The sequence below is a fragment of the Nocardia sp. CWNU-33 genome (assembly GCF_046764895.1).
Classification (GTDB): Bacteria; Actinomycetota; Actinomycetes; order Mycobacteriales; family Mycobacteriaceae; genus Nocardia.
This window is the reverse complement of sequence record NZ_JBKOQN010000009.1, coordinates 246,767-269,961: the sequence shown is the minus strand read 5'-3', so window position 1 is coordinate 269,961 and position 23,195 is coordinate 246,767. Positions and strand designations below refer to the sequence as shown.

Here is a 23,195-nt window from a genome sequence, read left to right as displayed (position 1 = left end):
GGTCAGGAGCCTATGGTCACGACTGACCATAGGTCAGTATTTATGAGACGCAGGAGCGGACATGAAGAACGAGCGGATTCTCATCTCGGGTGCCAGCATCGCCGGGCAGACACTGGCGTACTGGCTTGCGCGACACGGGTTCCGGCCCACCGTGGTCGAGCGAGCGCCGCAACTGCGCTCCGGCGGACAGGGCGTCGACGTCCGCGATCAGGCCATCCAGGTCGCCGAGCGGATGGGCGTCATGCCGCAGATACGGGCGGCCGCCGCCGATGTCGCCGGCATGCGGTTCGTCGACGCGCAGGATCGCGGTCTGGCTCGCATCGATATGTCCGGTATCCAGGACAAGTACGGCAGCGGCGAGGTGGAGATCATGCGCGGCGACCTGGTCGGGATCCTGCACGACGCCAACGCCGATCCCGTCGAGTACCTCTTCGGCGATTCGATCCGATCCCTCGAGCAGGACGACGACGGCATCGCGGTCGCCTTCGAAAACGGCCGGCCCCGGCGCTTCGACCTGGTCATCGGCGCGGACGGCATGCATTCGACCGTGCGCGGTCTCGTGTTCGGTCCGGAATCGCGGTTCGTGCACCATATGGACCACTACTTCGCTTTCGGCAACGCCGATTCGGCACATGGCCAGGACCGGACGATGACGGTGTTCAACACGCCGGGAACGATGGCGGGCGTCTACCGCTCGGGCAACCACGCCCAGGCCAAGGCATACTTCATGTTCCGCAGCCCACAACGCGACTACGACCATCGCGATCCCGCTGCCGAGCGCCGCCTGCTCACCGACGCGTTCGCGGACCGAACCGATTGGCGGATACCGGAGCTCCTCGCAGGCGCGCTCGCGGACCCCGACCTCTACGTCGATGCCCTCAGCCAGGTGCGCATGGATTCCTGGGCGACCGGTCGCATCGCACTGGTCGGCGACGCCGCATACTGCGCATCGCCCGCCTCGGGCGCAGGTGCCGAGCTGTCGCTGATCGGCGCCTACCGGCTGGCGGGCGAGCTGGCGGCCGCGGGTGGCGATCATCGAACCGCCTTCCGTCGCTATGAGGAAACCCACCGCGAGTTGGTGGACCGCAAGCAGAAGATCGGCCCGAACCTGCGCCTCATGGCGCCCAAGACGCGGATCGGCATGGCGGTACGCAACACCATCGCGCGATCGCCGCTGCTGGAGTCCCTTGCCGGCATGGAGCGCATCATGGCGCCGTCGACGACCGCCGCGCTGCCCGAGTATCGACCAGCGCCCTCGACGTCGGCGATCTGATCGCCGATGCGATGACTTCTGCTCGGCTGGCCGGTCTACATACGCAGACGTGTGTTCATCGGAGCCCGAGGAGAATTGTCATGAATCGTCCGACCGTGGTTTCCCGCGACGAATGGCTGACGGCGCGTATGCAGCTGCTCGCCGAAGAACGGGAACAGACCCATCGCCAGGATGCGCTGGCCGCCCGGCGTCGCGAACTGCCGATGGTCGCCATCGACAAGAAATACGAATTCGAGGGGCCGAAGGGGAAGGTCGGCCTGGCCGAGCTTTTCGACGGGCAACGACAGCTGATCGTCTATCACATGATGTGGCGCTGGGACCTCGATGCGGGCTGTCCCAGCTGCGCGCTGCTGCTCGACAACGTCGGTCACACCGAGCATCTCGAATACAACGACACCAGATTCGTCGCCGTTTCGCGGGGGCCGTGGGACACGCTGAACCGCTACCGGGATCGCATGGGCTGGACCTTCCCGATGTACTCGTCCTTCGACAGCGACTTCAACTACGACTTCCACGTGACACAGGACGAGTCCATCGCACCCGTCGAATACAACTATGCGAGCAAGGCGGAAATGCAGGCCAAGGGACTCACCTGGCAGGCCGAGGGCGAACAGCCCGGCACCAGCATCTTCTGGCGTGACGACGACAACGCGGTCTTCCACACCTATTCGTCCTATGCCCGCGGCGGCGACATCCTCATCGGCACGAACAACTATCTGGATCTGACCCCGCTCGGCAGGCAGAAGCACGTCGCCGAATTCCCTCACCACGACCGCTACGGCAGCACCACAGACCACTGCCACTGACCACGCACCCACCGGGTCGTCATCGCTTGGAGCACAACCGAATCCATCGCCGGGACACCAGCCGACATCCGGACGGCGCGGTCGATTCTGTGACTCGAGTCCCGCAATTTCACCGAACCCACCGATCACTGTGTGCACGAGCTCGATGTGCCGTGGCCTGTCGAATCACGCTGCCGCCGAACACCTCAGCATCTAAGCTGACCTTCGTGGGTGAGGACAGGCTGCGCGCATCGGACGCAGACCGCGAAAAAATCGTCGAGCAACTGCGGCAAGCGATGGATGACGGGCGGTTGTCCCTGCACGAATACGACGACCGAATCCAGCAGGCCTATGCGGCCAAGACCTACGGCGAACTGACTCCGCTCCTGTCGGACTTACCTGTTCGCCAGAATCCGCCGAAGGCGGCGCCACGCATACCGCCGTGGGTCGTCATCATGTGGATTCCGTGGGTCGCGGTCAACGCGCTGTGCCTGACGATCTGGGTGACGACCGGCGCCGGGTATTTCTGGCCGTTCTGGGTGGCGGTGCCTTGGGGTTTCGCGTTGCTGATCCCGACCGCCATCGGGCTGACCGTCGGATCACAGACGACGTCGCAGCGTTGAAACAGCGAGGCCGCCAGCACCTCTGCTGACGGCCTCGACGGTTCTGCTGGTCTCAGGAACCGATCAGGTGCTGAGCGAGGTAGCCCTCGACCTTGTCCAGCGCGATCCGCTCCTGCGCCATCGAGTCGCGCTCGCGGATGGTGACGGCCTGGTCGTCGAGCGTGTCGAAGTCGACGGTGATGCAGAACGGAGTGCCGATCTCGTCCTGGCGACGGTAGCGGCGGCCGATCGCGCCCGCATCGTCGAACTCGACATTCCAGTTCTTCCGCAGCTGCGCGGCCAGGTCTTTCGCCTTCGGCGTCAGATCCGCGTTGCGCGACAACGGCAGCACGGCCGCCTTCACCGGTGCGAGCCTGCGGTCCAGCCGCAGCACCGTGCGAATATCCACGCCGCCCTTGGCATTCGGCGCCTCGTCCTCGCCGTAGGCATCCACGAGGAAGGCCATCAGCGAACGGGTCAGACCGGCCGCCGGTTCGATGACGTACGGGGTGTAGCGCTCGTTGGTGTTCTGATCGAAGAAGCTCAGGTCGGTGCCGGAGTGCTCCGAATGCGTCTTCAGGTCGAAGTCGGTGCGGTTGGCGACGCCCTCCAGCTCGCCCCACTCGCTGCCCTGGAAGCGGAAGCGGTACTCGATGTCGACCGTGCGGGTCGAGTAGTGCGAGAGCTTGTCCTTGGGGTGCTCGTAGAGCCGCAGGTTCTCCGGGTCGATGCCGAGGTCGGTGTACCAGGCCAGCCGGGTATCGATCCAGTACTGGTGCCACTGCTCGTCGTCGCCGGGCTTGACGAAGAATTCCATCTCCATCTGCTCGAACTCACGGGTGCGGAAAATGAAGTTGCCCGGCGTGATCTCGTTGCGGAAGCTCTTGCCGATCTGCGCGATGCCGAACGGCGGCTTCTTGCGCGCGGTGGTCTCCACGTTCTTGTAGTTGACGAAGATGCCCTGCGCGGTCTCCGGGCGGAGGTAGTGCAGGCCTTCCTCGGACTCGATCGGGCCGAGGTAGGTCTTCAGCATCATGTTGAAGTCACGCGGCTCGGTCCACTTGCCGACGGTGCCGCAATTGGGGCACGCGATGACGTCCATCGAGACGCTGTCCGGGTCGTCGAAGTTGTTCTTCTCGGCGTAGGCCTCCTGCAGGTGGTCCTGCCGGTGCCGGTGATGGCAGTTGAGGCATTCGACGAGCGGATCGTTGAACACGCCGACGTGGCCGGAGGCCACCCAGACCTGGCGCGGCAGGATCACCGAGGAGTCGAGGCCGACGACGTCCTCGCGGCTGGTGACCATGGAGCGCCACCACTGCCGCTTGATGTTCTCCTTGAGCTCGACGCCGAGTGGACCGTAGTCCCACGCCGATTTGGTGCCTCCGTAGATCTCACCGCACGGGTACACCAGACCCCGGCGCTTGGCGAGGTTGGCAACGGTGTCCACCTTCGACTTGGGTGCCACGCGAGAATTCTCCATCCACTGCGAGTCGGATTGGTAGTGACGACGGATTCGCGTAGTCACTACGCTGCAAGTGTCACCAGACTATCGGCATCGGCCAATGGGATTTCCACCGCACAGGGCGACACCGGCGGCGAGCCCGTTTGACATGCGCAACTGTGCATATCAAAATGGAATCGCTTTCCAATAAGGAGTTGGTTCGATGACCGCCGAGACCGCCACCGCTCATCCCCACAACCCGTATCGGTCGCCCGCGCCCGCCGCGGTGCCCGCACGGACCGTTCTGGAGGACGCGGGCGAACTGCTGCGCGCCCTCGCCGCCCCGGTCCGCATCGCGATCGTGCTGCAACTACGCGAGTCGCCGCGCTGTGTGCACGAGCTGGTCGATGCGCTCGGTGTCACCCAACCGCTGGTCAGCCAGCATCTGCGCATTCTCAAGTCCGCGGGCGTCGTGCACGGGGAGCGGTCGGGCCGTGAGGTGCTGTACGAACTCGTCGACGACCATCTTGCACACATCGTCGTCGACGCCGTGGCGCATGCCGAGGAAGGGTAATTCGTGACGGACAAGACGGTCTTCCCACAGAAGCCGGTGGGCATTCGCAGTACCCGCCAGCGCAGTGCGATCGCCGCGCTGCTCAGCGACATCGAAGAGTTCCGCTCCGCGCAGGAGCTGCACGACGAGCTGCGCCGCCGCGGCGAGGGCATCGGGCTGACCACGGTCTACCGCACCCTGCAGTCGCTGGCGGACGCCGGCCTCGTCGATGTGTTGCGCACCGACACCGGGGAGTCGGTCTATCGACAGTGCTCCACCGGACACCATCACCATCTGGTCTGCCGCCATTGCGGGCGCACCGTCGAGGTGGAAGGTCCCACGGTGGAGGCATGGGCCGAATCCATTGCGAGTGAACATGGTTTCACCGAGGTCAGCCACACGATGGAGGTCTTCGGCACCTGCAAGTCCTGCGCGAAGGCGGGTCGCACCGTCTGACAAGGATCAGGACCACGTGTTTTCGCGGTCCCCGGGTGGCCTTGCCTTGTTTGTTGAAGGCCACCAGCACTCGGCAGACCGAGCAGTGGTGGCCTTCGGGTTGTGCCGAGCGAGTCAGCCGGCCGCGACCGGCTCGGATGTGGCGGCCCGCGTCTGCGGGGTGTCCGCGCGGGTGCCGCGCAGTGCGCCGACACCGAGCAGAGCCAGCGCCGCAGCAGCCCAGATCAGCAGGACCACAAGGGGTTTCGTGGCACCAGCACCGTCGAAGTAGGCGACCGAGCGCAGTAGCGATGCGGCGGCGCCCGGCGGCAGCAGCTGACCGATGGCGCCCCACGGCTGCGGCAGCAGCTCCGGGGCCGAGGTGGCGGCGGAGAACGGGTTGCCGATGAGCAGCATGGTCAGCGCGGCCAGTCCGATGCCCGGTCGGCCGATGGCCGTGGCAAGGCCGACGACCGCACCCGAGACGGCGAAGGACACCAGTCCCGCGACCGCGGCCAGCCCGAGGTAGGGACCCGGCACCACCGACATCCACCCCTCGACGATCGCCATGCTGAGCAGGCCACCGGCGACACCGAAGGTCACCAGACCGACCACTCGGCCACCGACCGCCGGAATCAGCAGGCTGAGCAGCACGCCCGCTGCGATACCCGACATGACCAGGGGCAACACCATGGCCCCGAAGGCCGTGCCGCGCGGGTCGTCGGAGTCGGCCGCGACCACGTCCTCGACCTGCGTGGCCGGTGCGCCGGAGAGCTGCTGCGCGATCGCGGTGAGCTGCTGGGCAACGGCGGGGCTTGCGCCGGAGGCAACGAGCACCCGCGGCGCGCCACCACCGGTGATGATCGCGCCGTAGACCTCACGGTCTTCGATGGCGGCGCGCGCGGCGGCTTCGTCGGCAGGGTTCGAGATGTCGAAGGCATCGGGACTGTGCTGGCCGAGCTTGTCGGCGACCATGGCGGCCTGCGGTCCGGTGACGGCGAGCGGCACGTCGCGCGGCGCGATATTGGCGGCGGGCCAAGCGAATGCGATCAGCATCAACGCTTGGAGCAGGGCGGCGCCGAGGCCGACAGCGAGCGCCCGCTGGGTGGTGTTCATGTCAATCTCCCGAAAATCGAATGTTCGTTCTCTTTCGATGAGAACACCGTTACACGGGGCAGGAAAGTTGTCAAGAACGGACATTCGTTTTACTTTGGAGACATGCCCCGAGTCAGCGAAGAACACCTGGAACGCCGTCGCCAGCAGATCCTCGACGCCGCGCAACTGTGCTTTGCCCGTAGGGGCTTCCACGAGACATCCATGCAGGATGTCTTCGCCGAATCCGGGCTGTCCGCCGGGGCGGTCTACCGGTATTTCAAAAGCAAGAACGAGCTGATCTCGGCGCTGGCCACGCAGACCATGGTCGACGTGCGCGCGACCATGTCGACACTGATCCACGGCGACCCGCTGCCCACCCCGGCCCAGTTGGTCGCCGCTCTCGCCGAGCAGATCGTCGCGCAGAGCGGACCGGAGGGCACAATCCGACTTGCTCCGCAGGTCTGGGCGCTGGCCATGGTCCATCCCGAGGCGTCCGAGTACGTCAAAGACGCCATCCTCGCGATGCGCGGGCTGTGGCACGAGTACGCCGAGCTGATACACGTCGCGGGCTGGCTGCCCGCGGACGCCGACACCCACGCGGTGGCGACCGCGATGATCTGCTTCATTCCCGGATTCATGTTGCAGCACTTGATCATCGGCGATCCGGACCCCGAAACGCTGGCTCGCGGCGTCCGGACCATGCTCCCCTACGGCGAACCTGTCGCACAGCCCGTGACGACCTGACCGATCTCCACCGTGTCGGCGCGGGGCCGAGTTTCCGGCTCAGCGCCAGCCGAGGCGTTCGGTGGCGGGGACCGCTGTCGTGCGGGTACTCGTTCCGGGTGCGAAGCACAGCCGCTACTTCCGACCGCCCGATCATTTGCCGAGCATGCGGCCGCACTCGGCGATACCGCCCTGGCGAGCGTCTCTTCGACCGGACGCGGTCGACATGCTAGGCGCCGATCAGTCGCACACTTTCGACGACAGTGAGATCGGGCGGCCGACCGATCAGGGCAGCAGACCCTGCCTGGCCCGGCCCGCGCCCGACAGCACCAGCAACAGCATGGTCGCCAACGCCTGATCGTCCAGGCCCGCGGCCGGGAAGGTGTAGCGCAGAATCACATCGGCGAGCTGCCCGTGTGCAATCAGGGTGATCGAGCCGAACTGCAGCGCGCTGTTGCGTTCGGCGACGCGCTTGTGCAGCTGCGTTTTCAGCGGACGATCCCAGGCCAGCACGCAGGTCAGCGTCAGCACGTCCAATCCGGGCGCCAAGTTGACCGCGCGCAGCGAGCACAGCGCGCCTTCGTACTCGAATCCGAGTGAACCCTCCGGGTCGACACGCACATCGACGTCGTACAGCGACATACAGGCGCCGGCCCGCGCCTGTAGCTCCTGCTCCGGGGTGACCGCTGCGTCCATATCCGTGCCGCCGTTCAGTTGGTGCCGCCGTTCATTTGGTCCCACCGAAGCGGCGGTCACGCGAAGCGTACTGGAGGCATGCCTCCCACAGGTTGCGCCGGTCGAAATCGGGAAACAGGGTGTCCTGATAGACGAATTCGGCGTACGCCGACTGCCAGATGAGGAAGTTCGAACTGCGGAACTCCCCCGACGGCCGCAGGAAAAGGTCCACGTCCGGCATATCCGGCTCGTCGAGATACTTGGCGACCGTCGCCTCGGTGACCCGCTCGGGGTCGATCTCGCCGGCCGCAACTCGACGCGCGATTTCCCTTGCCGCATCGGCGATTTCGGCGCGCCCACCGTAGTTGACACACATGGTGAGGGTCATCACCGTGTTGTCCTTGGTGAGTTCTTGCGCGGTCTCCAGTTCGTTGATCACACTGCGCCACAACCGCGGCCGCCGGCCGGCCCACCGAACACGCACGCCCATCTCGTTCATCTCGTCGCGCCTGCGGCGGATGACGTCACGATTGAAGCCCATGAGGAAGCGCACTTCCTCCGGGCTGCGCCGCCAGTTCTCGGTGGAGAAGGCGTAGGCCGACAGCCACTTCACCCCGATCTCGATGCAGCCCTCGACGGTGTCCATCAGCACCGCCTCGCCGCGCTCGTGTCCGGCGGTGCGCGGCAGCCCGCGCTCCTGCGCCCACCGCCCGTTGCCGTCCATCACCAGTGCGACGTGGGTGGGCACCAACTCCGGCGGCAACTCCGGCGGCCGCGCCCCCGAGGGGTGCTGCGACGGCGGACGGACGGTGCGCTCGGCATCCGGCCGCGCGCTGTTCGACCTGGTCCCGGAAGAGTCTCGACGGAGGATCACGGCCTCCATCCTGCCTGATGCCACCCGCGCTTCGGAACGCCCTCCACCATCGCCGGCCGGGAGGCACACCGCTGTGCCGCCGGTGGCGTGGCGCACGCCATGAAGTGCCGCTCAGCCGGGGTATCCGGAGGGGTCGGGGCGGTTGATCAGCCGGTGTGGCCGGCGGCCGCGGGTTGCGGGGCCGCCCCGCCGAGCGCCTGCTGGGTCCGAGAGCGTTCGATGAGCGGCAAGGTGCGCAGCTGACGCTCGAGGTGCCACTGCAGGTGGGCCGCGACGAGACCGCTGGCTTGCCGGCGAACTCCGTCGGAGGTGGTCTCGATGTAGTCCCACTCGCCGCGGCGCAGTGCGATCAGCAGATCGAGCACTCCCGGCGCGGGGGTGGCCGCACCGGGCGGACGGCAGTGCACGCACACCGCGCCACCGGCGGCGACATGGAACGCTCGATGCGGACCGGGGGTCGCACACCGGGCGCATTCGTCCAGTGCGGGCGCCCAACCCGCGAAACCCATGGCGCGCAACAGAAATGCGTCCAGAATCAATTCGTGCGGCCGCTGTTTGGCCGCGATCGCCCGCAAGGCCGCCGCGGTCAGCGCATGCAACCGCGGCGCGGGTGCGCGCTCCTCGCCGGCCAGCCGCTCGGCAGTCTCCAGCACCGCGCACGCCGTGGTGTAGCGCCCGTAGTCGTCGACGATGTCGGAGGCGAAGGCCTCCATCGTGTGCACCTGGGTGACGGTGTCGAGATTGCGTCCCGGATGCAGCTGCACGTCCACGTAGGCGAAGGGCTCCAGCCGAGCACCGAACCGCGACTTGGTCCGCCGCACGCCCTTGGCCACGGCGCGCACCAACCCGTGCCGGCGGGTCAGCAACGTGACAATGCGATCCGCCTCGCCCAGCTTGTGCTGGCGAACCACCACCGCCTCGTCCCGATACAACCGCACCTGGCCATCCTCCCACGCCCACCCGACACCCACCCTCCGACGCACCCCACCGCTTCATCCCGCCGAGCAGGACATGGTGGCGCGGCCTCTCGACGTGTGCGCGGCCTTTGCTATCCGTTCTGGATGAGGCCGGCGACCAGCAGCATCAAAGATTGCTGGGCCTGGGAGCGGGCGGCGGCTTTGTCGGCGGCGTGGGCGACGATCAGTCCGGCCTCACTGACGGCGCTGAGGATCAGTTGGGCGAGCACAGTGATCGACACGTCGGGGATCAGCCCTTCGGCGCGGGCGCGTTCCAGTTCGGAGATGATCAGTCCGAGTCCGTGGCGGGCCTCGAATTCGCGCCAGGCCTGCCAGCCGAGCACGGCGGGGGCGTCGAACAACCCGATCCGGATCATCTCGGGTCGCTGGCAGATTTCCAGAAAGACGCCGAGGCCGATGGCCATGGAGGTCATGATGTCGTCGGGGCCTACCGCGCCGATGGCGTTTTCGATCTCTGCGGTGCTCTCGATCTCCAGTTGCTCCAGCACCGCGAGGAACAGACCGCGTTTGTCGCCGTAGTGGTGGTGGAGCGCGCCGCGGGTAACGCCTGCCTCGGTGACCAGTTCCTCCGCCGAGGTAGCAGCGAAGCCGCGCTCGGCGAACAGGCGGCGGCCTGCCTGCTCGAGCGCGGCTTTCGTGGTGCGGGAGCGATCCTCCTGGCTACGGCGTGGCATGCAGCCGAGTGAACTCCAGAATCGTTTCGGCGAGCAACTCGGGCTGATCTTCCGGCAGGAAGGTGTAGGAGTCGTCGATGAGTGTCATGGTGGCGTTCGGCAGGTCATGAGCCAGGCGCTCGGCGAAGGAGACCGGGAAGAATTTGTCCTCGCGGGCCCAGGCGACCAGGACAGGAATCCGGACCGACGCGAAATGGGTGGCAGCCTCCAGTGTGTAGCGGCGGTGCACCGAGGTGATGAAGCGCCGCAGATCCTTGCGGATGGCAGCGGAATTGCGGCTCGGCAGCAGATAGGAATCGACGATCTCGGGTGCCACCGGGTACTTGGCCGCCCACCCGAAGGCGATCGGCAGTCGGTGCAGTGCGCGGATGCGCATCAGCTCGGTCAACGGCCGCAGCGAGCCGGGGATGCGCGCGATCGCAGCCAGTGTGCTGAACGGCGGCGGGAAGAAGCTCTCATAGGAGTCGACGGAGGCCAGCACCACGCGGCCGATGCGGTCTGGTTTACGGGTCAGCAGGATCTGGGTGATCGCGCCGCCGGTGTCGTTGGCGACGATGGTGACGTCGATGAGGTCGAGTTGTTCCAGGAAGGCGGCGATGAGGTCGGCGACACCGGTCGGCGTGAGGTCCGCATCGGGGACCGGGATCGAATGCGCGCCGAGCGGCAGATCCGGACTCAGGCAGCGATAGCCCGCCGCGGCGACAGCCGGGACGACCTCCCGCCATAGATCAGCATTGACCAGGAGGCCGTGTACGAACACGACGGGCGGCCCCTCTCCCGTGTCGTGATATCGGATGCGGCCGCCCGGCAGATCCACCTCATGCGTGCGGCCGAGTGACGTACTGGTTCCCATGGTTCCTCCAGGTGCTCGCGGTACCGATCCACTGTTACATACATACCGTATGTATGTCTACAGATTCGCGACGAACCCCTGGGCCGGTGCGCACGTAGACCCGACAGATCGCACCGATGTGGACGGTTGACCAAATGCGCGCTACCGTGCATATGCAGAGAATTAGAGACGGAGCTCACATGTTCGTAGCGGACCCCACCCAACTGCCGACCGACGACCTCGGACTTGCCGACCTCGCGGCCGCGATCGCCAAGGGTGCCGTCGGCTCCGTCGCGGCAGTTGGTTCGGTCCTCGATCGCATCGAAGCAAGCCAGACGACGCTCAACGCCTTTCGTCATGTGCGCCGTGCAGAGGCACTCGCCGAAGCAGCCGAAGCGGATCGGCGACTGGCCGCGGGCGAGCGCCTGCCGCTGCTCGGTGTGCCGATCGCGGTGAAGGACGACACCGATATCGCCGGTATGCCGACAGCATTCGGCTGCGGTGGCGACTTCGCGTCGAAAACCGAAGACGCCGAATCGGTTCGGCGACTGCGCGCGGCCGGTGCGGTGATCGTCGGGAAGACCAACACCTGCGAACTCGGACAGTTGCCCTTCACCAGCGGCGCGGCCTTCGGCCACACCCGCAATCCGTGGAACGCCGCGCACACACCTGGCGGCTCCTCCGGTGGTTCGTCGGCCGCGGTCGCCGCCGGATTGGTGCCCGCCGCACTGGGTTCCGACGGCGCGGGCTCGATTCGGATCCCCGCCTCATGGACGAATCTCGTCGGCATCAAGCCACAGCGCGGCCGGATCTCCACCTGGCCGGAGGCCGAGGCGTTCCACGGCCTCACCGTGAACGGACCGCTGGCCCGGACCGTCGGCGATGCCGCACTGCTGCTCGACCTCGCCGCAGGCCCGCATCCCGGCGACAAGCACACCCCCGCCCCCTTGCGGGTCTCGGACGCGGTCGGCCGCGATCCCGGGCGGCTGCGGATCGCGCTGTCGCTGCGAATTCCCTTCACCGCCACCAGGACTGCGCTGCACCCCGAGGTCGAGGCCGCGGTCCAGGGCATCGCCACCGCGCTGCGCAGGCTCGGCCACACCGTCACCGTCGCCGACCTGAACTACGGCGTCATGATCGGCGCGACGTTCCTGCCACGGTCGATGGCGGGCATCAAGGCGCGGCACGAGCAAATGCCCGGCGCTGTCGTCGACCCGCGCACCAGCGCCAACATCCGCGTCGGTCAATTGCTCAGCGGCCCGGCCCTGTTCGCGGCCCGCCAGGCAGAACCGTTGCTGCACAAACAAATCGGCAGCTTCTTCCGCGACTTCGACGTCGTCCTGTCCCCGACCACCGCCACCCCGCCACCCCGCGCCGAAGACATCGACGGCATCGGCGTCAATGCCACCAACAACCTCATCACCGCGGCCTGCCCCTACACCTGGCCGTGGAACGTCCTCGGCTGGCCGAGCGTGAACGTCCCCGCCGGCTTCACTGACACCGGGCTGCCCGTCGGTGCCCAGCTGATGGGCACCGCGAACTCGGAGCCATTGCTCGTTTCCCTTGCCGCCCAACTGGAATCGGAACTCCGCTGGGACCGACACCGGCCCGACCCCTGGTGGTGAATCAACCCGCTGCGGGGTTTACCGCCGTGGTCGTGCGCCACGACCGGTCGTGACGCGGTGCGCCCCTGCCCACCAGGTGCGGGCGCACCGTCAGAAGCCGAGCTTGCCGAGCTGCTTCGGATCGCGCTGCCAGTCCTTGGCCACCTTCACGTGCAGGTGCAGGTAGATCCGGACGCCGAGGATGTGTTCGATCTGGTGGCGGGCATTGGTGCCCACCTCCTTGAGGCGCGCGCCGCCCTTGCCGATGACGATGGCCTTCTGGCTGGGGCGTTCGACGTAGAGCAGCGCGTGCACGTCGAGCATGTCCTCGTTCTCTTCGCGCGGGAGAACCTCTTCGATGACGACGGCAAGCGAGTGCGGCAGTTCGTCGCGGACACCCTCGAGCGCCGCCTCACGGATGAGCTCGGCCATCAGGGTTTCTTCTGGCTCGTCGGTGAGTTCACCGTCGGGGTAGAAGGCCGGGCCCTCGGGCATCTTCGAGGCGATAACGTCGACGAGGACTTCGACCTGCTCACCCTTGACGGCCGAGACCGGCACCACGTCAGCGTCCGGGCCGAGCAGTTGCGAGAGCGCCATCAGCTGCTCGGCGACCTGGTCGCGGCTCACCTTGTCGATCTTGGTGACCACGCCGAGGACGGTGGTTTTCGGCGCCATCTGCTTGATCTGCGCGACGATCCACTTGTCGCCGGGGCCGATCTTCTCATCCGCCGGGATGCACAGCGCGATGACATCGACCTCGGAATAGGTGTCGCGCACCAGGTCGTTCAGCCGCTGGCCGAGCAGCGTGCGGGGACGGTGCAACCCGGGCGTATCGACCAGGATCAGCTGGGCGTGCTCGCGGTGCACAATGCCGCGGATGGTGTGCCTGGTGGTTTGCGGACGCGAGGAGGTGATCGCGATCTTCGAACCGACCAGCGCATTGGTCAGCGTCGACTTGCCGGTATTCGGTCGACCGACGAAACAGACGAAACCGGAACGGAATTCAGCCACCGTGCACCTCGGTGGCCGCAGCGTCGTCGACGATGTCGAAGACCGCACCGTCACGATCGGTGAAGACGATCCGCGCCTCGGCGGACACTTCCCGAACCGCCGAGACTCCGGCGTCGGAGAACCGGCCGCCGACAACCACCGCCGCCTCGAATCCCTCCGCACCACTGGAGATCGCGGCGGCCACCGCGGCCTGCAGCGCGGTCAAGCGCAGCGATTGCAGTGCGACCTCGCCCGCCGCGTAGGTCCGGCCGTCGGTGTCGCGGATCGCCGCACCCGCACCACCACCGGTGCGGCCCAACGCGCCTCGCGCAAGAACCACGAGTTTGGTGTCCTCGGCATCCAATTCAGTCATCGCTGTCTCCATCCTGGTCCCGATCGGGCACGGTCTCCCGCTCCGATCCATTGGCTCTGCGTTTGCCGTTCGATTTCTCGGACTCGGCTTTGTCGCTGCGTGATTTCTCGAGTGCTCTGCGCACCACGATGGTGTTCACCCGCACCCGACCACGGGCATCCGGGCCGCCTTCACCGCGCAGCATCAGGCCGTGCACGACGACCTTCGAACCGGGCAGCGGTACCCTGCCGAGCGCGTGGGCGAGCAGGCCGCCGACGGTGTCGACGTCCTCCTCCTCGATCTCCATGCCGTAGATCTCGGCGAGGTCGTCCACCGACAGCCGGGCCGACACCCGGTAGCGGCCGTCGCCGAGATCTTCGATGGGCGGGGTCTCGTCGGTGTCGTACTCGTCGGCGATCTCGCCGACGATCTCCTCCAGCACGTCCTCGATGGTCACCAACCCGGCGATGCCGCCGTATTCGTCGACCAGGAGCGCCATATGGTTGCGCCTGCGCTGCATCTCGTCGAGCAGGCTGTCGAGCGGCTTGGAGTCGGGCATGAAGACGGCCGTGCGCATCACCTCGCGCACCTGCACCTTCTTGCTCCGATCCGCGTACGGCACAAGGTCTTTCAGATAGACGACGCCCAGAATATCGTCGACGTTCTCGCCGACCACCGGAACCCTGGAGTGGCCACTGCGCACCGCGAGCGACATCGCTTGGGCCGCGGTCTTATCGGCCTCGATCCAGACCATCTCGGTGCGCGGCACCATGACCGCACGAGCCGGGGTGTCGCCGAGTTCGAAGACCGACTGGATCATCCGGCGCTCGTCGTCGGCCACCACGCCGCGCTCGGAGGCCATCTCGACCACCTCACGCAGTTCGATCTCGGAGGCGAAGGGCCCGTTGCGAAATCCCTTACCCGGCGTAATCGCATTACCGATCAGAATCAGCAACCTGCTCACCGGGCCGAGCAGCGCGCCGATGAACTGCAAGGGCACCGCGGCCGCCAAGGCAATGGAGTACGCGTGCTGGCGACCGAGGGTGCGCGGGCCGACCCCGATCACGACATAGTCGATGAGCACCATGACGGCGGCGGTGAACAGCAGCGCCCAATCGTCGTCCCAGAGCGGGATCAGCGCCGCCGCAAGCAGCACCGTCGCACTGATCTCGCACAGGATGCGCAGCAGCACAAGGAGATTCACGTACCGAGGCCGGTCGGACACGATCCGGCTCAGCCGGACGGCGCCGGCCCGTTCGATACGGACCATATCGTCGAGACGAGCGGGTGAGACGGTATTCAATGCCGCATCCACCGCGGCGAACACGCCGCCCACCGGGACCAGCAGGACTGCCAACAAGATGAGGGTCAGCGAATTCACGCGGGGCCCAGCGCGTCACCCGGTGTAGTGAAACCCGCCTTCCCCAGCAACCTGGCGTCGCGGGCGGCGAGTTCGGCGCGGCGCTGCTCCTCGCGCAGGCTCTCGTACCACTCTTCGAGCAGCCGGGCCTGCAGCGCGAACATCTCTTTCTCCTCCTCCGGCTCGGCATGGTCGTAGCCGAGGAGGTGGAGCACGCCGTGCACCGTGAGCAGCGCTAGTTCGTGGTCGAGCGAATGGCCTGCCTTGCGGGCCTGGCCCGCCGCGAACTCGGGGCACAACACGATGTCGCCGAGCATCGAGGGGCCGGGTTCGGGGCTGTCGGGCCGTCCGCCCGGCTCCAGCTCGTCCATCGGGAACGACATCACGTCGGTCGGACCGGGTAGGTCCATCCAGCGCATGTGCAGGTCCGCCATGGTGTCGAGATCGACGAGCACCATCGACAGCTCGGCCGCCGGATGCACGTCCATTTGGGTGATGGCAAAGCGCGCGACACTGACGAGGTCTTCTTCGGGCACGTCCATACCCGATTCGTTGGCGATCTCGATACTCACCCGATAAGACTACGGCCCGACGGTTGTGCCGTCGGACCGGAGGCTGGGTGGCGCTTGGAAATCACCGCGGGCCACGAAAGGCCGACGCCGCCTCATCGAGGTGGCGTCGGCCTTCCTGCGCTGACTATCGCCGATCGTTGCGACCCGCGGCGCGGCGCTGTGCCCGGTTGCCCGCATAGTGCGGAGCGACCTGTGGCCTGTTCTCTTCCTCGAACCGGCCGTAGGCGTCCACGATGTCCGCGACCAGCCGATGTCGCACCACGTCGCTGCTGGTAAGCGTGGCGAAGTGGATGTCGTCGATCTCGGTGAGGATTTCGCTGGCCATCCGCAGGCCGGACCGCGCGCCGCCCGGCAGGTCGACCTGGGTGACGTCACCGGTCACCACGATCTTCGAGCCGAAGCCGAGGCGGGTGAGGAACATCTTCATCTGCTCGGCCGTGGTGTTCTGCGCCTCGTCCAGAATGATGAATGCGTCATTAAGGGTTCTACCACGCATGTATGCGAGCGGGGCTACCTCGATGACACCGGCCGCCATCAGCTTCGGAATGGCTTCCGGATCCATCATGTCGTGCAGCGCGTCGTAGAGCGGGCGCAGGTACGGGTCGATCTTCTCGTTGAGCGTGCCGGGCAGGAAGCCGAGACGCTCGCCCGCCTCCACCGCGGGACGGGTGAGAATAATGCGGGTGACCTGCTTGGTCTGCAATGCCTGCACGGCCTTGGCCATCGCCAGATACGTCTTGCCGGTGCCCGCGGGACCGATACCGAACACGACAGTGTTGGCGTCGATCGCATCGACGTAGCGCTTCTGGTTGAGTGTCTTGGGCCGAATGGTCTTGCCGCGCCGGGACAGGATGTCCAGGCTCAGCACCTCCGCGGGCGACTCCGAGGCGCCCTCGGTGAGCATCGAGAAGGTGTGCCGGACCGCCTCCGGTGTCACCACTCGATTACGCCCGGTCAGCGCGACGAGCTGTTCGATGACCCGTTCGGCGAGCGCGACATCGGGCGCCTTGCCGGTGAGGGTCACGGAGTTGCCGCGTACGTGAATGTCCGCATCCAGCAGCCGCTCGAGTTCACGCAGGTTCTGATCAGCCGAACCGAGGAACGGGAACACGGATTCTGGAGCGAGTTCGATGCTGGAACGCACGGTCCGTGCTGCGGGACCCGTACCGTTGTCACCGGCACCGATGCCTGCCGTGGGTGTGGATGGGTCGCCGATCTCGCCTTGTGTTCTCAAAAGTGGCTACCGCCTGCTTTCCGGTCTCGACTGCCTTGATGATGAAAGTTTAACGCGCCCCACTGACAACACACAGTGAATAAGTCGCTACCGCAGGGCACCCGATTACCGCCGCGGTAACTGGATTCCCCGCCTGCGCACCGCCCAATCCTCGGCGAAATCACGGAACCGTCGCACCGCGTCCGAGGACGGACCCGCCGCAGACCAGATCAGCCCGACATCCCGGGCCGAACCCGCATCGGCCAGCGGCAGCGTCATCAGTCCTGGCAGCGGGGCCGGATCTTCGAGCGGAACCACCGCGACACCGAGGCCCGCCGCCACCAAACCCGCAACGGTGACGAGATCGCCCGATTCGAATGCGACGCGGGGACGGATATCGGCCGCGGCGCACATTTCGTCGAAGATCCGGCGCATACCGAAGCCGGGATGCATCGTGATGAATTCCGCGTCGGCGACGTCGGCGAGCCGGATCTGGCGCCGCCCGGCCAACCGGTGGTCGGCAGGTACGGCCAGCACCAGCGGTTGATGCAGCAGGCTGCGCCAGCCGATGCCCGCCTCGGTCGGCCGCGGGGAGACGATGCCGAGATCGGCTTCCCCGTCGAGCACCTGCGCGGTCACCACTTCGGCGGCCGCCTGGCGCAGGGTGACGGTGATGCGGCCGGAACCACGGCGGAAACCACCGACGAGCTGCGGCACCAACCAGCCGCCGAACGAATGCAGAAAAGAAAGTCGCACAACACCTTTGGCTGGATTGGCCAGATCGGCAATGGCGTGTGCCGCGACATCCAGTTCGGCTCGTGCGCGGCGCGCGTGCTCGTAATAGATTCGACCGAAATCGTTGAGCGCGATGCGTTTTCCGTTGCGGTCGAATAATTCCACACCCAGCCTGCGTTCAAGTCGGCCGAGCATGCGCGACAGCGTGGGTTGGGCGATGTGCAGCCGCTCGGCGGCAGCGCCTACCCGCTCCAATTCGGCGAGTGTCGTGAACCACTCCAGATCGTCACCCAGCACGGCCTACCCTCTCTATATGCACTCAATGCATCAACAGACCAATTATTATTCATTTCCCTTCATAAAGGTGGATGGCAATCCTGGAGGCCAGGAGAAGCCATGACCACAACCACAATGCCCGGTGTCGCAACCTCGCACGAGCGCCGGATCACCACCGCACTCTTCGCCGCAGGGCTGACCACCTTCGCGTCGATGTACAGCGCTCAGGCGCTATTGCCGAGCCTTTCCAGCGCGTTCGGCGCCACGCCCGCCCGGGCCGCGCTCGCGGTTTCGCTCACCACCGGGTTCCTTGCGCTGGCCATCGTGCCGGTGAGCGCACTCTCGTCGCGGATCGGGCGGACCAGGGTGATGATCGGCTCCGCCGTCACCTCGGCCGTCATCGGGCTGCTGCTTCCGTTCAGTCCGTCGCTCGATGTGCTGCTGGCCGGGCGGGCGCTGCAGGGTCTCGCGCTGGCCGGAGTGCCCGCGGTCGCGATGGCCTATTTGGCCGAGGAGATCGGCGCCGAGGGGCTCGGCGCCGCCATGGGCATCTATGTCGCGGGGACGTCGATCGGCGGATTGGCGGGTCGGGTGATTCCCGCCGTCACCCTCGACCTGACGTCCTGGCGCTGGGCCGAAGCCGCGGTCTCGGTGGCGGCCGCGGCATGCACTGTCTGGTTCGTGCGCGGCCTGCCGGAATCTCGCGGTTTCCAGGCCCGCCCCGCCGGAATCCGCACCGTCCTGAGCGATCTCGGCACTCCTCTGCGCAACCCCGGCCTGCTTGCCCTCTTCGGCATCGCCTTCGTATTGATGGGCGCGTTCGTCTCGGTCTACAACTTCCTCGGCTACCGCCTGACCGAGCCACCGTTCGAATTGCCCGCCACCGTATCGGGATCGGTGTTCCTGCTGTATCTGGCCGGTACCGCAGCCTCGGCGGCTGCTGGACGACTTGCCGACCGACTCGGCAGACACCGGGTGCTCGCCGCCTCGGTGGCCACCATGGGCCTCGGGCTGGCACTGACCATCCCCAACCACCTGACCGCCGTCATCTTCGGCGTATTACTCTGCACGGCAGGATTTTTCGGTGCACACACCGTGGCGAGCGCCTGGGTCGGCAGCATGGCGACCGATAACCGCGGCGCAGCATCATCGCTCTATCTGTTTTCCTACTACCTGGGCAGTGCGATCATCGGCGGCGCGGCAGGCATCGCCTACGCCGACGCCGGTTGGATCGGCCTGGCCGTTTGCGTCGCCACCCTCATCACTATCGCCGCGGTCCTGTTGTGCACCTTGGCAACCCGGTCACGGCAGACACCACGCCACCTCGGCACCACACCGGAGCTACCAGCGCGGAGTCAGGGCGCCTAGGGCGCCGAGGGCTACGGCGGCGGCGGTCGAGGTGCGCAGGACGGTGGGGCCGAGCAGGGTCACCACGGCTCCGGCGTCGGCAAATGCCGTGAGTTCGGAGTCGTCGAGGCCGCCTTCGGGGCCGACGATCAGCATGATCTCGGCGGCCTCGGCAAAGGGCAGCTCGACGAAGCGGGCCGTGCCGGATTCGTGCAGTGTCACCACTAGTCCGCCCGAGTCCACGACCTTGCGGATCGCTTCGAGGAGCTCGCGGGTGCGGTGGAGGTCGGCGACCTCGGGGATATAGGCACGACGGGATTGGCGGGCGGCCGCGCGGGCGGCCGCGCGCCACTTGTCGACGGCCTTACCCGCTTTGCCTTCCCAGTTGGCGATACAGCGCGATGCCTGCCACGGGGTGATCGCGTCGGCGCCTGCCTCGGTCATCAGCTCGACGGCCAGCTCCGAGCGGTCCGACTTCGGCAGCGCCTGCACGACGGTCACCCGCGGTGTCGCCGGTGCGGCGAGCACGCGGTTGTCGACCCTCAGCTCGAGGCGATCTTTCTGCGCCGCAACGACTTCCGATTCGGCGAGCAGGCCGCGACCGTCGGAGAGGGTGATCGGCTCGCCGACCCGGGTCCGGCGCACTGTCGCGGCGTGCCGTCCTTCCGGGCCGTCGAGGACCGCGATGGAGCCGGGCTCCGGGATGTCGTCGAGGTAGAAGACCGTGGCGGCCAACGACTATCGCCCGCTGAAAGATGCCCGCAACCGGGCGAACAGGCCGCTGTTGTGCTCGGACTGGGCCGACATCACCTCGGCGCGCTCCCGCTCCCGGGTGCCCTTGTACTTGCGCAGCAGGTCGGTCTGCTTGGCGTCGAGCTTGGTCGGCACCACGATGTCCAGGTGCGCGAGCAGGTCGCCGCGCGCGCCGGAACGAAGGCGGGGCATCCCGTGGCCGCGCAGCACCGAGATCTCGCCGGGCTGAGTGCCTGCCGGGATGGTGAGCTCGGTGGGGCCGTCCAGAATGGTGTCGATGACCACGGTGGTCCCGAGTGCGGCGTCGACCATCGGGAGCCGGACGGTGCAGTGCAGGTCGTCGCCGTCGCGGACGAAGACATCGTGCGGCTGCTCGACGATCTCCACATACAGGTCACCCGCATGCCCGCCGCCGGGGCCGACCTCGCCCTGCGCGGCCAACCGCACCCGCATGCCGTTGGCGACACCGGCCGGAATCGGCGCGGCGATTTCGCGCCGCGCCCGCACGCGGCCGTCACCGCCACACTTGTGGCACGGGTCGGGGATCGTCTCGCCCGCACCGCGACAGGTCGGACACGGACGCGAGGTCAGTACCTGACCGAGGAACGAGCGCTGGACCGACTGCACTTCACCCGCACCGCCACAGGTTTCGCAGCGCACCGGCTTGGAATTGCCGTTGGTGCCCGAACCGGTGCACACATCGCACAGGATGGCGGTGTCGACCGTCAGGTGCTTGGTGACACCGACCGCGCATTCGGCCAGGCTCAACCTGGTGCGCAGCAGTGAGTCGGCGCCGGGCTGCACGCGGCCGCGCGGCTTGCGGGTGGCGCCGGTGCCGCTCATTCCACCGAAGAACGCCTCGAACACGTCGCCGAGACCACCGAAACCGGCGCCGGAATAACCCGCGCCGCCACCGGATTCGAGCGGGTCACCGCCCATGTCGACGATGCGCCGCTTCTCGGCGTCCGACAGCACCTCGTAGGCCGCGGACACTTCCTTGAACTTGGCCTGCGCTACCTCGTCTGGGTTGACGTCGGGATGCAGTTCGCGCGCCAGCTTGCGGTAGGCGCGTTTGATTTCCTGGTCGGTCGCGTTCTTCGCAACACCGAGCAGTCCGTAGTAGTCCCGTGCCACTTGAGTTCTCTAGTCCTTGGTCGCAACAGCATTAGTCGGATGCACTCAACTTTATCCGGCCGAAAGTTCGAGGGTAGCAGCGACGTCGGCAGGCGCCGCTCCTCTCAGCGCTCGGCGAGCACCTCACCGATATACCGGGCAACGGCCGCGACCGAGGCGATCGTTCCTGGGTAGTCCATGCGCGTCGGACCGAGCACACCCATACCGCCGAGCACCGCGCCCGCCGCACCATAGCCGGTCGACACTACCGAGGTCCCCCGCATCTGCTCGACCTGGGTCTCCTCACCGATGCGCACCGTCACGGTACCGGGGTGCTGCGCGGCGGCCAGCAGCTTGAGCACGATCACCTGCTCTTCGAGTGCCTCCAGCACCGCGCGCAACGAGCCGGGGAAGCCGAAGTCGGCGGCATTGCGGGTCAGGTTGGCGGTGCCGCCGAGAACCAGGCGCTCTTCCGGATGTTCCACCAGCGTCTCGACCAGCACGGTCGACACGCGCACCAGCACATCGCGCAGCCGCTGCGGAGCCCGCTCGGGCAGTTCGGCGACCGCCGCCGAGGCCACGGCCAGGCGCTTGCCGTCCATCGCGCCGCCGAGCATGCCGCGCAATGCGGCCAGGTCGTCGTCGCCGATGAGCGCGCCGAGTTCCACCAGACGCTGGTCGACGCGACCGGTGTCGGTGATCACGACCAGCAGCAGCCGGGCCGGATTCAGCGCGACGACCTCGATGTGACGCACCGTGGAGGCAGACACCGTCGGATACTGCACCACCGCGACCTGCCTGGTCAGCTGGGCCAGCAGGCGCACACCACGGCGCAGCACGTCGTCGAGGTCGACCCCCGATTCCAGGAAGTCCATGATCGCCCTGCGTTCGGCTCCCGACAGCGGCTTCACCTCGGAGATCCGGTCGACGAACTGCCGGTAGCCCTTGTCGGTGGGAATGCGGCCCGAGCTGGTGTGCGGCTGCATGATGTAGCCCTCGGCCTCCAGCACCGCCATATCGTTGCGGACCGTGGCGCTGGACACACCCAGGTTGTGCCGTTCCACCAGGGTCTTCGACCCGATCGGCTCCTTGGTCGCGACATAATCCGCGACGATCGCGCGCAGGACCTCGAAGCGCCGATCCTCGGTGCTCGACATCGACCCCACCTCCTCGCTTCGTCTACGGGTACGCCCCGCACTGATGGCGCAGCCGGAATTCCGGTTCGCTATTCACCCAGTCTAATTGCCGGGCCACCGACCGCCCGTTCACGCACCTGGGGATACCGGTCGAGCTCGGCCGATGCACCGACCTCCAGCGGTACACGGCCGACGAATCGTCTTTCGACGGAAGCCATACGGCTGATAGCGTGCCCGACATCGTTCGCAGGCACGATGATCAGCAGGGGGATCCTGATTTTGCTCCACGCGCGTGGTCGAACGCCGCCCGTGAACCGACCGCCGGTGTACCGAGAGCTGCGGTGATCCCGTGCCGGCGGCGCGGGCGTTGTGATGGCAACCGACGGCGCGATGACCGGAACAACTGCGTGCCCATCGAAGCCGGCCGCAGCTCGGTCTCCGAGCCGGCGGCTCGCACCCGCCAGACTCATCCGCGCCTCGACTTCGGCATCGCCGCCTCCAGGTCCCTGGAACTAGACGAAGAACCACCCACGGCCCATGGCCGACATCGCGGGCACCGGCAGCCCGATCGCTACTGACACAGCCGGATTCGAGACAGAGGTAGAGCTATGAGCAATCCCCTTGGTGAACAACAGAATTGGCAACCGAGCAGACCCGGTCCGCAGCCACACCAGCAGCACCCGGCGCAGCAGCACGACCCGCACCACCAGCTCACAGTGCGGCAACATCAGCCCCCGGCCGACTTCGGCCGGTATCAAGCCAGCACGACGCCGACCTATCAGAGCACTCCCCTGCCCGCTGACTT

General features: G+C 66.9%; 25 protein-coding genes. 8 read left to right on the top strand and 17 right to left on the bottom strand.

The window, feature by feature from the left end; translation table 11 throughout:
- Nucleotides 1-61 precede the first annotated feature (61 nt).
- The 3 genes from ACLMAL_RS15415 to ACLMAL_RS15405 all read left to right on the top strand — a co-directional run bounded on the left by ACLMAL_RS15415 (nucleotide 62) and on the right by ACLMAL_RS15405 (nucleotide 2,681).
- Complete coding sequence (locus ACLMAL_RS15415; RefSeq protein WP_411999672.1) at nucleotides 62-1,273, top strand: FAD-dependent monooxygenase; 1,212 nt, start codon at nucleotides 62-64, stop codon at nucleotides 1,271-1,273.
- An 80-nt stretch (nucleotides 1,274-1,353) separates the two neighbouring features.
- Nucleotides 1,354-2,079 carry a DUF899 domain-containing protein gene (locus ACLMAL_RS15410; RefSeq protein ID WP_411999671.1) on the top strand — a complete coding sequence of 242 codons (726 nt, stop codon included), beginning with the start codon at nucleotides 1,354-1,356 and terminating at the stop codon, nucleotides 2,077-2,079.
- 206 nt (nucleotides 2,080-2,285) lie between these two features.
- Nucleotides 2,286-2,681 carry a DUF1707 domain-containing protein gene (locus ACLMAL_RS15405; RefSeq protein ID WP_411999670.1) on the top strand — a complete coding sequence of 132 codons (396 nt, stop codon included), beginning with the start codon at nucleotides 2,286-2,288 and terminating at the stop codon, nucleotides 2,679-2,681.
- A gap of 52 nt (nucleotides 2,682-2,733) precedes the next feature.
- Here ACLMAL_RS15405 and ACLMAL_RS15400 read toward each other — a convergent pair whose 3' ends face one another.
- Nucleotides 2,734-4,125 carry a glycine--tRNA ligase gene (locus ACLMAL_RS15400; protein ID WP_411999669.1) on the bottom strand — a complete coding sequence of 464 codons (1,392 nt, stop codon included), beginning with the start codon at nucleotides 4,123-4,125 and terminating at the stop codon, nucleotides 2,734-2,736.
- Between the two features lie 199 nt (nucleotides 4,126-4,324).
- On the opposite strand from ACLMAL_RS15400, the gene ACLMAL_RS15395 reads away from it, so the two are divergent.
- The gene (locus ACLMAL_RS15395) at nucleotides 4,325-4,675 is read left to right on the top strand and encodes an ArsR/SmtB family transcription factor (RefSeq protein WP_328410690.1); all 351 of its coding nucleotides are present in this window, start codon (nucleotides 4,325-4,327) and stop codon (nucleotides 4,673-4,675) included.
- A 3-nt stretch (nucleotides 4,676-4,678) separates the two neighbouring features.
- Nucleotides 4,679-5,110, top strand: coding sequence for a Fur family transcriptional regulator (locus ACLMAL_RS15390; protein ID WP_406237278.1), 432 nt, complete (start codon nucleotides 4,679-4,681; stop codon nucleotides 5,108-5,110).
- Between the two features lie 114 nt (nucleotides 5,111-5,224).
- On the opposite strand, the gene ACLMAL_RS15385 is transcribed toward ACLMAL_RS15390, so the two are convergent.
- Nucleotides 5,225-6,205: a hypothetical protein gene (locus ACLMAL_RS15385; RefSeq protein ID WP_411999668.1), complete on the bottom strand. Its 981-nt coding sequence runs from the start codon at nucleotides 6,203-6,205 to the stop codon at nucleotides 5,225-5,227.
- Between the two features lie 102 nt (nucleotides 6,206-6,307).
- Between ACLMAL_RS15385 and ACLMAL_RS15380 the strand changes: the two genes are divergently transcribed.
- A complete protein-coding gene (locus ACLMAL_RS15380) occupies nucleotides 6,308-6,928 on the top strand; it encodes a TetR/AcrR family transcriptional regulator (protein WP_411999667.1) in 621 nt (206 codons plus the stop codon).
- Between the two features lie 264 nt (nucleotides 6,929-7,192).
- On the opposite strand, the gene ACLMAL_RS15375 is transcribed toward ACLMAL_RS15380, so the two are convergent.
- From ACLMAL_RS15375 to ACLMAL_RS15355, 5 genes are all read right to left on the bottom strand, one after another.
- On the bottom strand, nucleotides 7,193-7,549 hold the full coding sequence (locus ACLMAL_RS15375) for a YbjN domain-containing protein (protein ID WP_328412832.1): 357 nt from the start codon (nucleotides 7,547-7,549) through the stop codon (nucleotides 7,193-7,195).
- Nucleotides 7,550-7,634: 85 nt separating this feature from the next.
- Nucleotides 7,635-8,465 (bottom strand): isoprenyl transferase, encoded by an 831-nt coding sequence (locus ACLMAL_RS15370; RefSeq protein ID WP_328410677.1) that lies wholly within the window; start codon nucleotides 8,463-8,465, stop codon nucleotides 7,635-7,637.
- Nucleotides 8,466-8,602: 137 nt separating this feature from the next.
- Nucleotides 8,603-9,394: a DNA repair protein RecO gene (gene recO / locus ACLMAL_RS15365; RefSeq protein ID WP_411999666.1), complete on the bottom strand. Its 792-nt coding sequence runs from the start codon at nucleotides 9,392-9,394 to the stop codon at nucleotides 8,603-8,605.
- Between the two features lie 110 nt (nucleotides 9,395-9,504).
- On the bottom strand, nucleotides 9,505-10,107 hold the full coding sequence (locus ACLMAL_RS15360; RefSeq protein WP_406237270.1) for a TetR/AcrR family transcriptional regulator: 603 nt from the start codon (nucleotides 10,105-10,107) through the stop codon (nucleotides 9,505-9,507).
- Nucleotides 10,094-10,960: an alpha/beta fold hydrolase gene (locus ACLMAL_RS15355; RefSeq protein ID WP_411999665.1), complete on the bottom strand. Its 867-nt coding sequence runs from the start codon at nucleotides 10,958-10,960 to the stop codon at nucleotides 10,094-10,096. The genes ACLMAL_RS15360 and ACLMAL_RS15355 overlap by 14 nt, the downstream gene beginning before the upstream one ends.
- 179 nt (nucleotides 10,961-11,139) lie before the next feature.
- On the opposite strand from ACLMAL_RS15355, the gene ACLMAL_RS15350 reads away from it, so the two are divergent.
- A complete protein-coding gene (locus tag ACLMAL_RS15350) occupies nucleotides 11,140-12,564 on the top strand; it encodes an amidase (RefSeq protein WP_411999664.1) in 1,425 nt (474 codons plus the stop codon).
- 90 nt (nucleotides 12,565-12,654) lie between these two features.
- Here the strand turns inward: ACLMAL_RS15350 and era are convergent, their stop codons facing one another.
- From era to ACLMAL_RS15320, 6 genes are all read right to left on the bottom strand, one after another.
- Nucleotides 12,655-13,554, bottom strand: a complete 900-nt coding sequence (era, locus tag ACLMAL_RS15345; RefSeq protein ID WP_328410667.1) for a GTPase Era — start codon at nucleotides 13,552-13,554, stop codon at nucleotides 12,655-12,657.
- Nucleotides 13,547-13,906, bottom strand: a complete 360-nt coding sequence (locus ACLMAL_RS15340; RefSeq protein ID WP_328410665.1) for a cytidine deaminase — start codon at nucleotides 13,904-13,906, stop codon at nucleotides 13,547-13,549. Before ACLMAL_RS15340 ends, era begins: the two co-directional genes overlap by 8 nt.
- The gene (locus tag ACLMAL_RS15335; protein WP_411999663.1) at nucleotides 13,899-15,266 is read right to left on the bottom strand and encodes a hemolysin family protein; all 1,368 of its coding nucleotides are present in this window, start codon (nucleotides 15,264-15,266) and stop codon (nucleotides 13,899-13,901) included. The genes ACLMAL_RS15340 and ACLMAL_RS15335 overlap by 8 nt, the downstream gene beginning before the upstream one ends.
- A complete protein-coding gene (gene ybeY, locus ACLMAL_RS15330) occupies nucleotides 15,263-15,817 on the bottom strand; it encodes an rRNA maturation RNase YbeY (RefSeq protein WP_411999662.1) in 555 nt (184 codons plus the stop codon). Before ybeY ends, ACLMAL_RS15335 begins: the two co-directional genes overlap by 4 nt.
- 124 nt (nucleotides 15,818-15,941) lie before the next feature.
- Nucleotides 15,942-17,003, bottom strand: coding sequence for a PhoH family protein (locus ACLMAL_RS15325; RefSeq protein ID WP_411999718.1), 1,062 nt, complete (start codon nucleotides 17,001-17,003; stop codon nucleotides 15,942-15,944).
- A 153-nt stretch (nucleotides 17,004-17,156) separates the two neighbouring features.
- Nucleotides 17,157-18,062, bottom strand: coding sequence for a LysR family transcriptional regulator (locus tag ACLMAL_RS15320; RefSeq protein ID WP_411999661.1), 906 nt, complete (start codon nucleotides 18,060-18,062; stop codon nucleotides 17,157-17,159).
- A gap of 99 nt (nucleotides 18,063-18,161) precedes the next feature.
- Between ACLMAL_RS15320 and ACLMAL_RS15315 the strand changes: the two genes are divergently transcribed.
- Nucleotides 18,162-19,409, top strand: a complete 1,248-nt coding sequence (locus ACLMAL_RS15315) for an MFS transporter (RefSeq protein WP_411999660.1) — start codon at nucleotides 18,162-18,164, stop codon at nucleotides 19,407-19,409.
- On the opposite strand, the gene ACLMAL_RS15310 is transcribed toward ACLMAL_RS15315, so the two are convergent.
- The 4 genes from ACLMAL_RS15310 to ACLMAL_RS15295 form a co-directional block, all read right to left on the bottom strand.
- Complete coding sequence (locus tag ACLMAL_RS15310) at nucleotides 19,383-20,123, bottom strand: 16S rRNA (uracil(1498)-N(3))-methyltransferase (protein ID WP_411999659.1); 741 nt, start codon at nucleotides 20,121-20,123, stop codon at nucleotides 19,383-19,385. The genes ACLMAL_RS15315 and ACLMAL_RS15310 overlap by 27 nt on opposite strands.
- A 3-nt stretch (nucleotides 20,124-20,126) precedes the next feature.
- Entirely contained in the window at nucleotides 20,127-21,275 is a 1,149-nt protein-coding gene (dnaJ, locus tag ACLMAL_RS15305; protein ID WP_328410656.1) for a molecular chaperone DnaJ, read from the bottom strand.
- Nucleotides 21,276-21,379: 104 nt separating this feature from the next.
- Complete coding sequence (gene hrcA, locus ACLMAL_RS15300; protein ID WP_411999658.1) at nucleotides 21,380-22,411, bottom strand: heat-inducible transcriptional repressor HrcA; 1,032 nt, start codon at nucleotides 22,409-22,411, stop codon at nucleotides 21,380-21,382.
- A gap of 491 nt (nucleotides 22,412-22,902) precedes the next feature.
- The gene (locus tag ACLMAL_RS15295; RefSeq protein WP_411999657.1) at nucleotides 22,903-23,097 is read right to left on the bottom strand and encodes a hypothetical protein; all 195 of its coding nucleotides are present in this window, start codon (nucleotides 23,095-23,097) and stop codon (nucleotides 22,903-22,905) included.
- Between the last annotated feature and the right edge of the window lie 98 nt (nucleotides 23,098-23,195).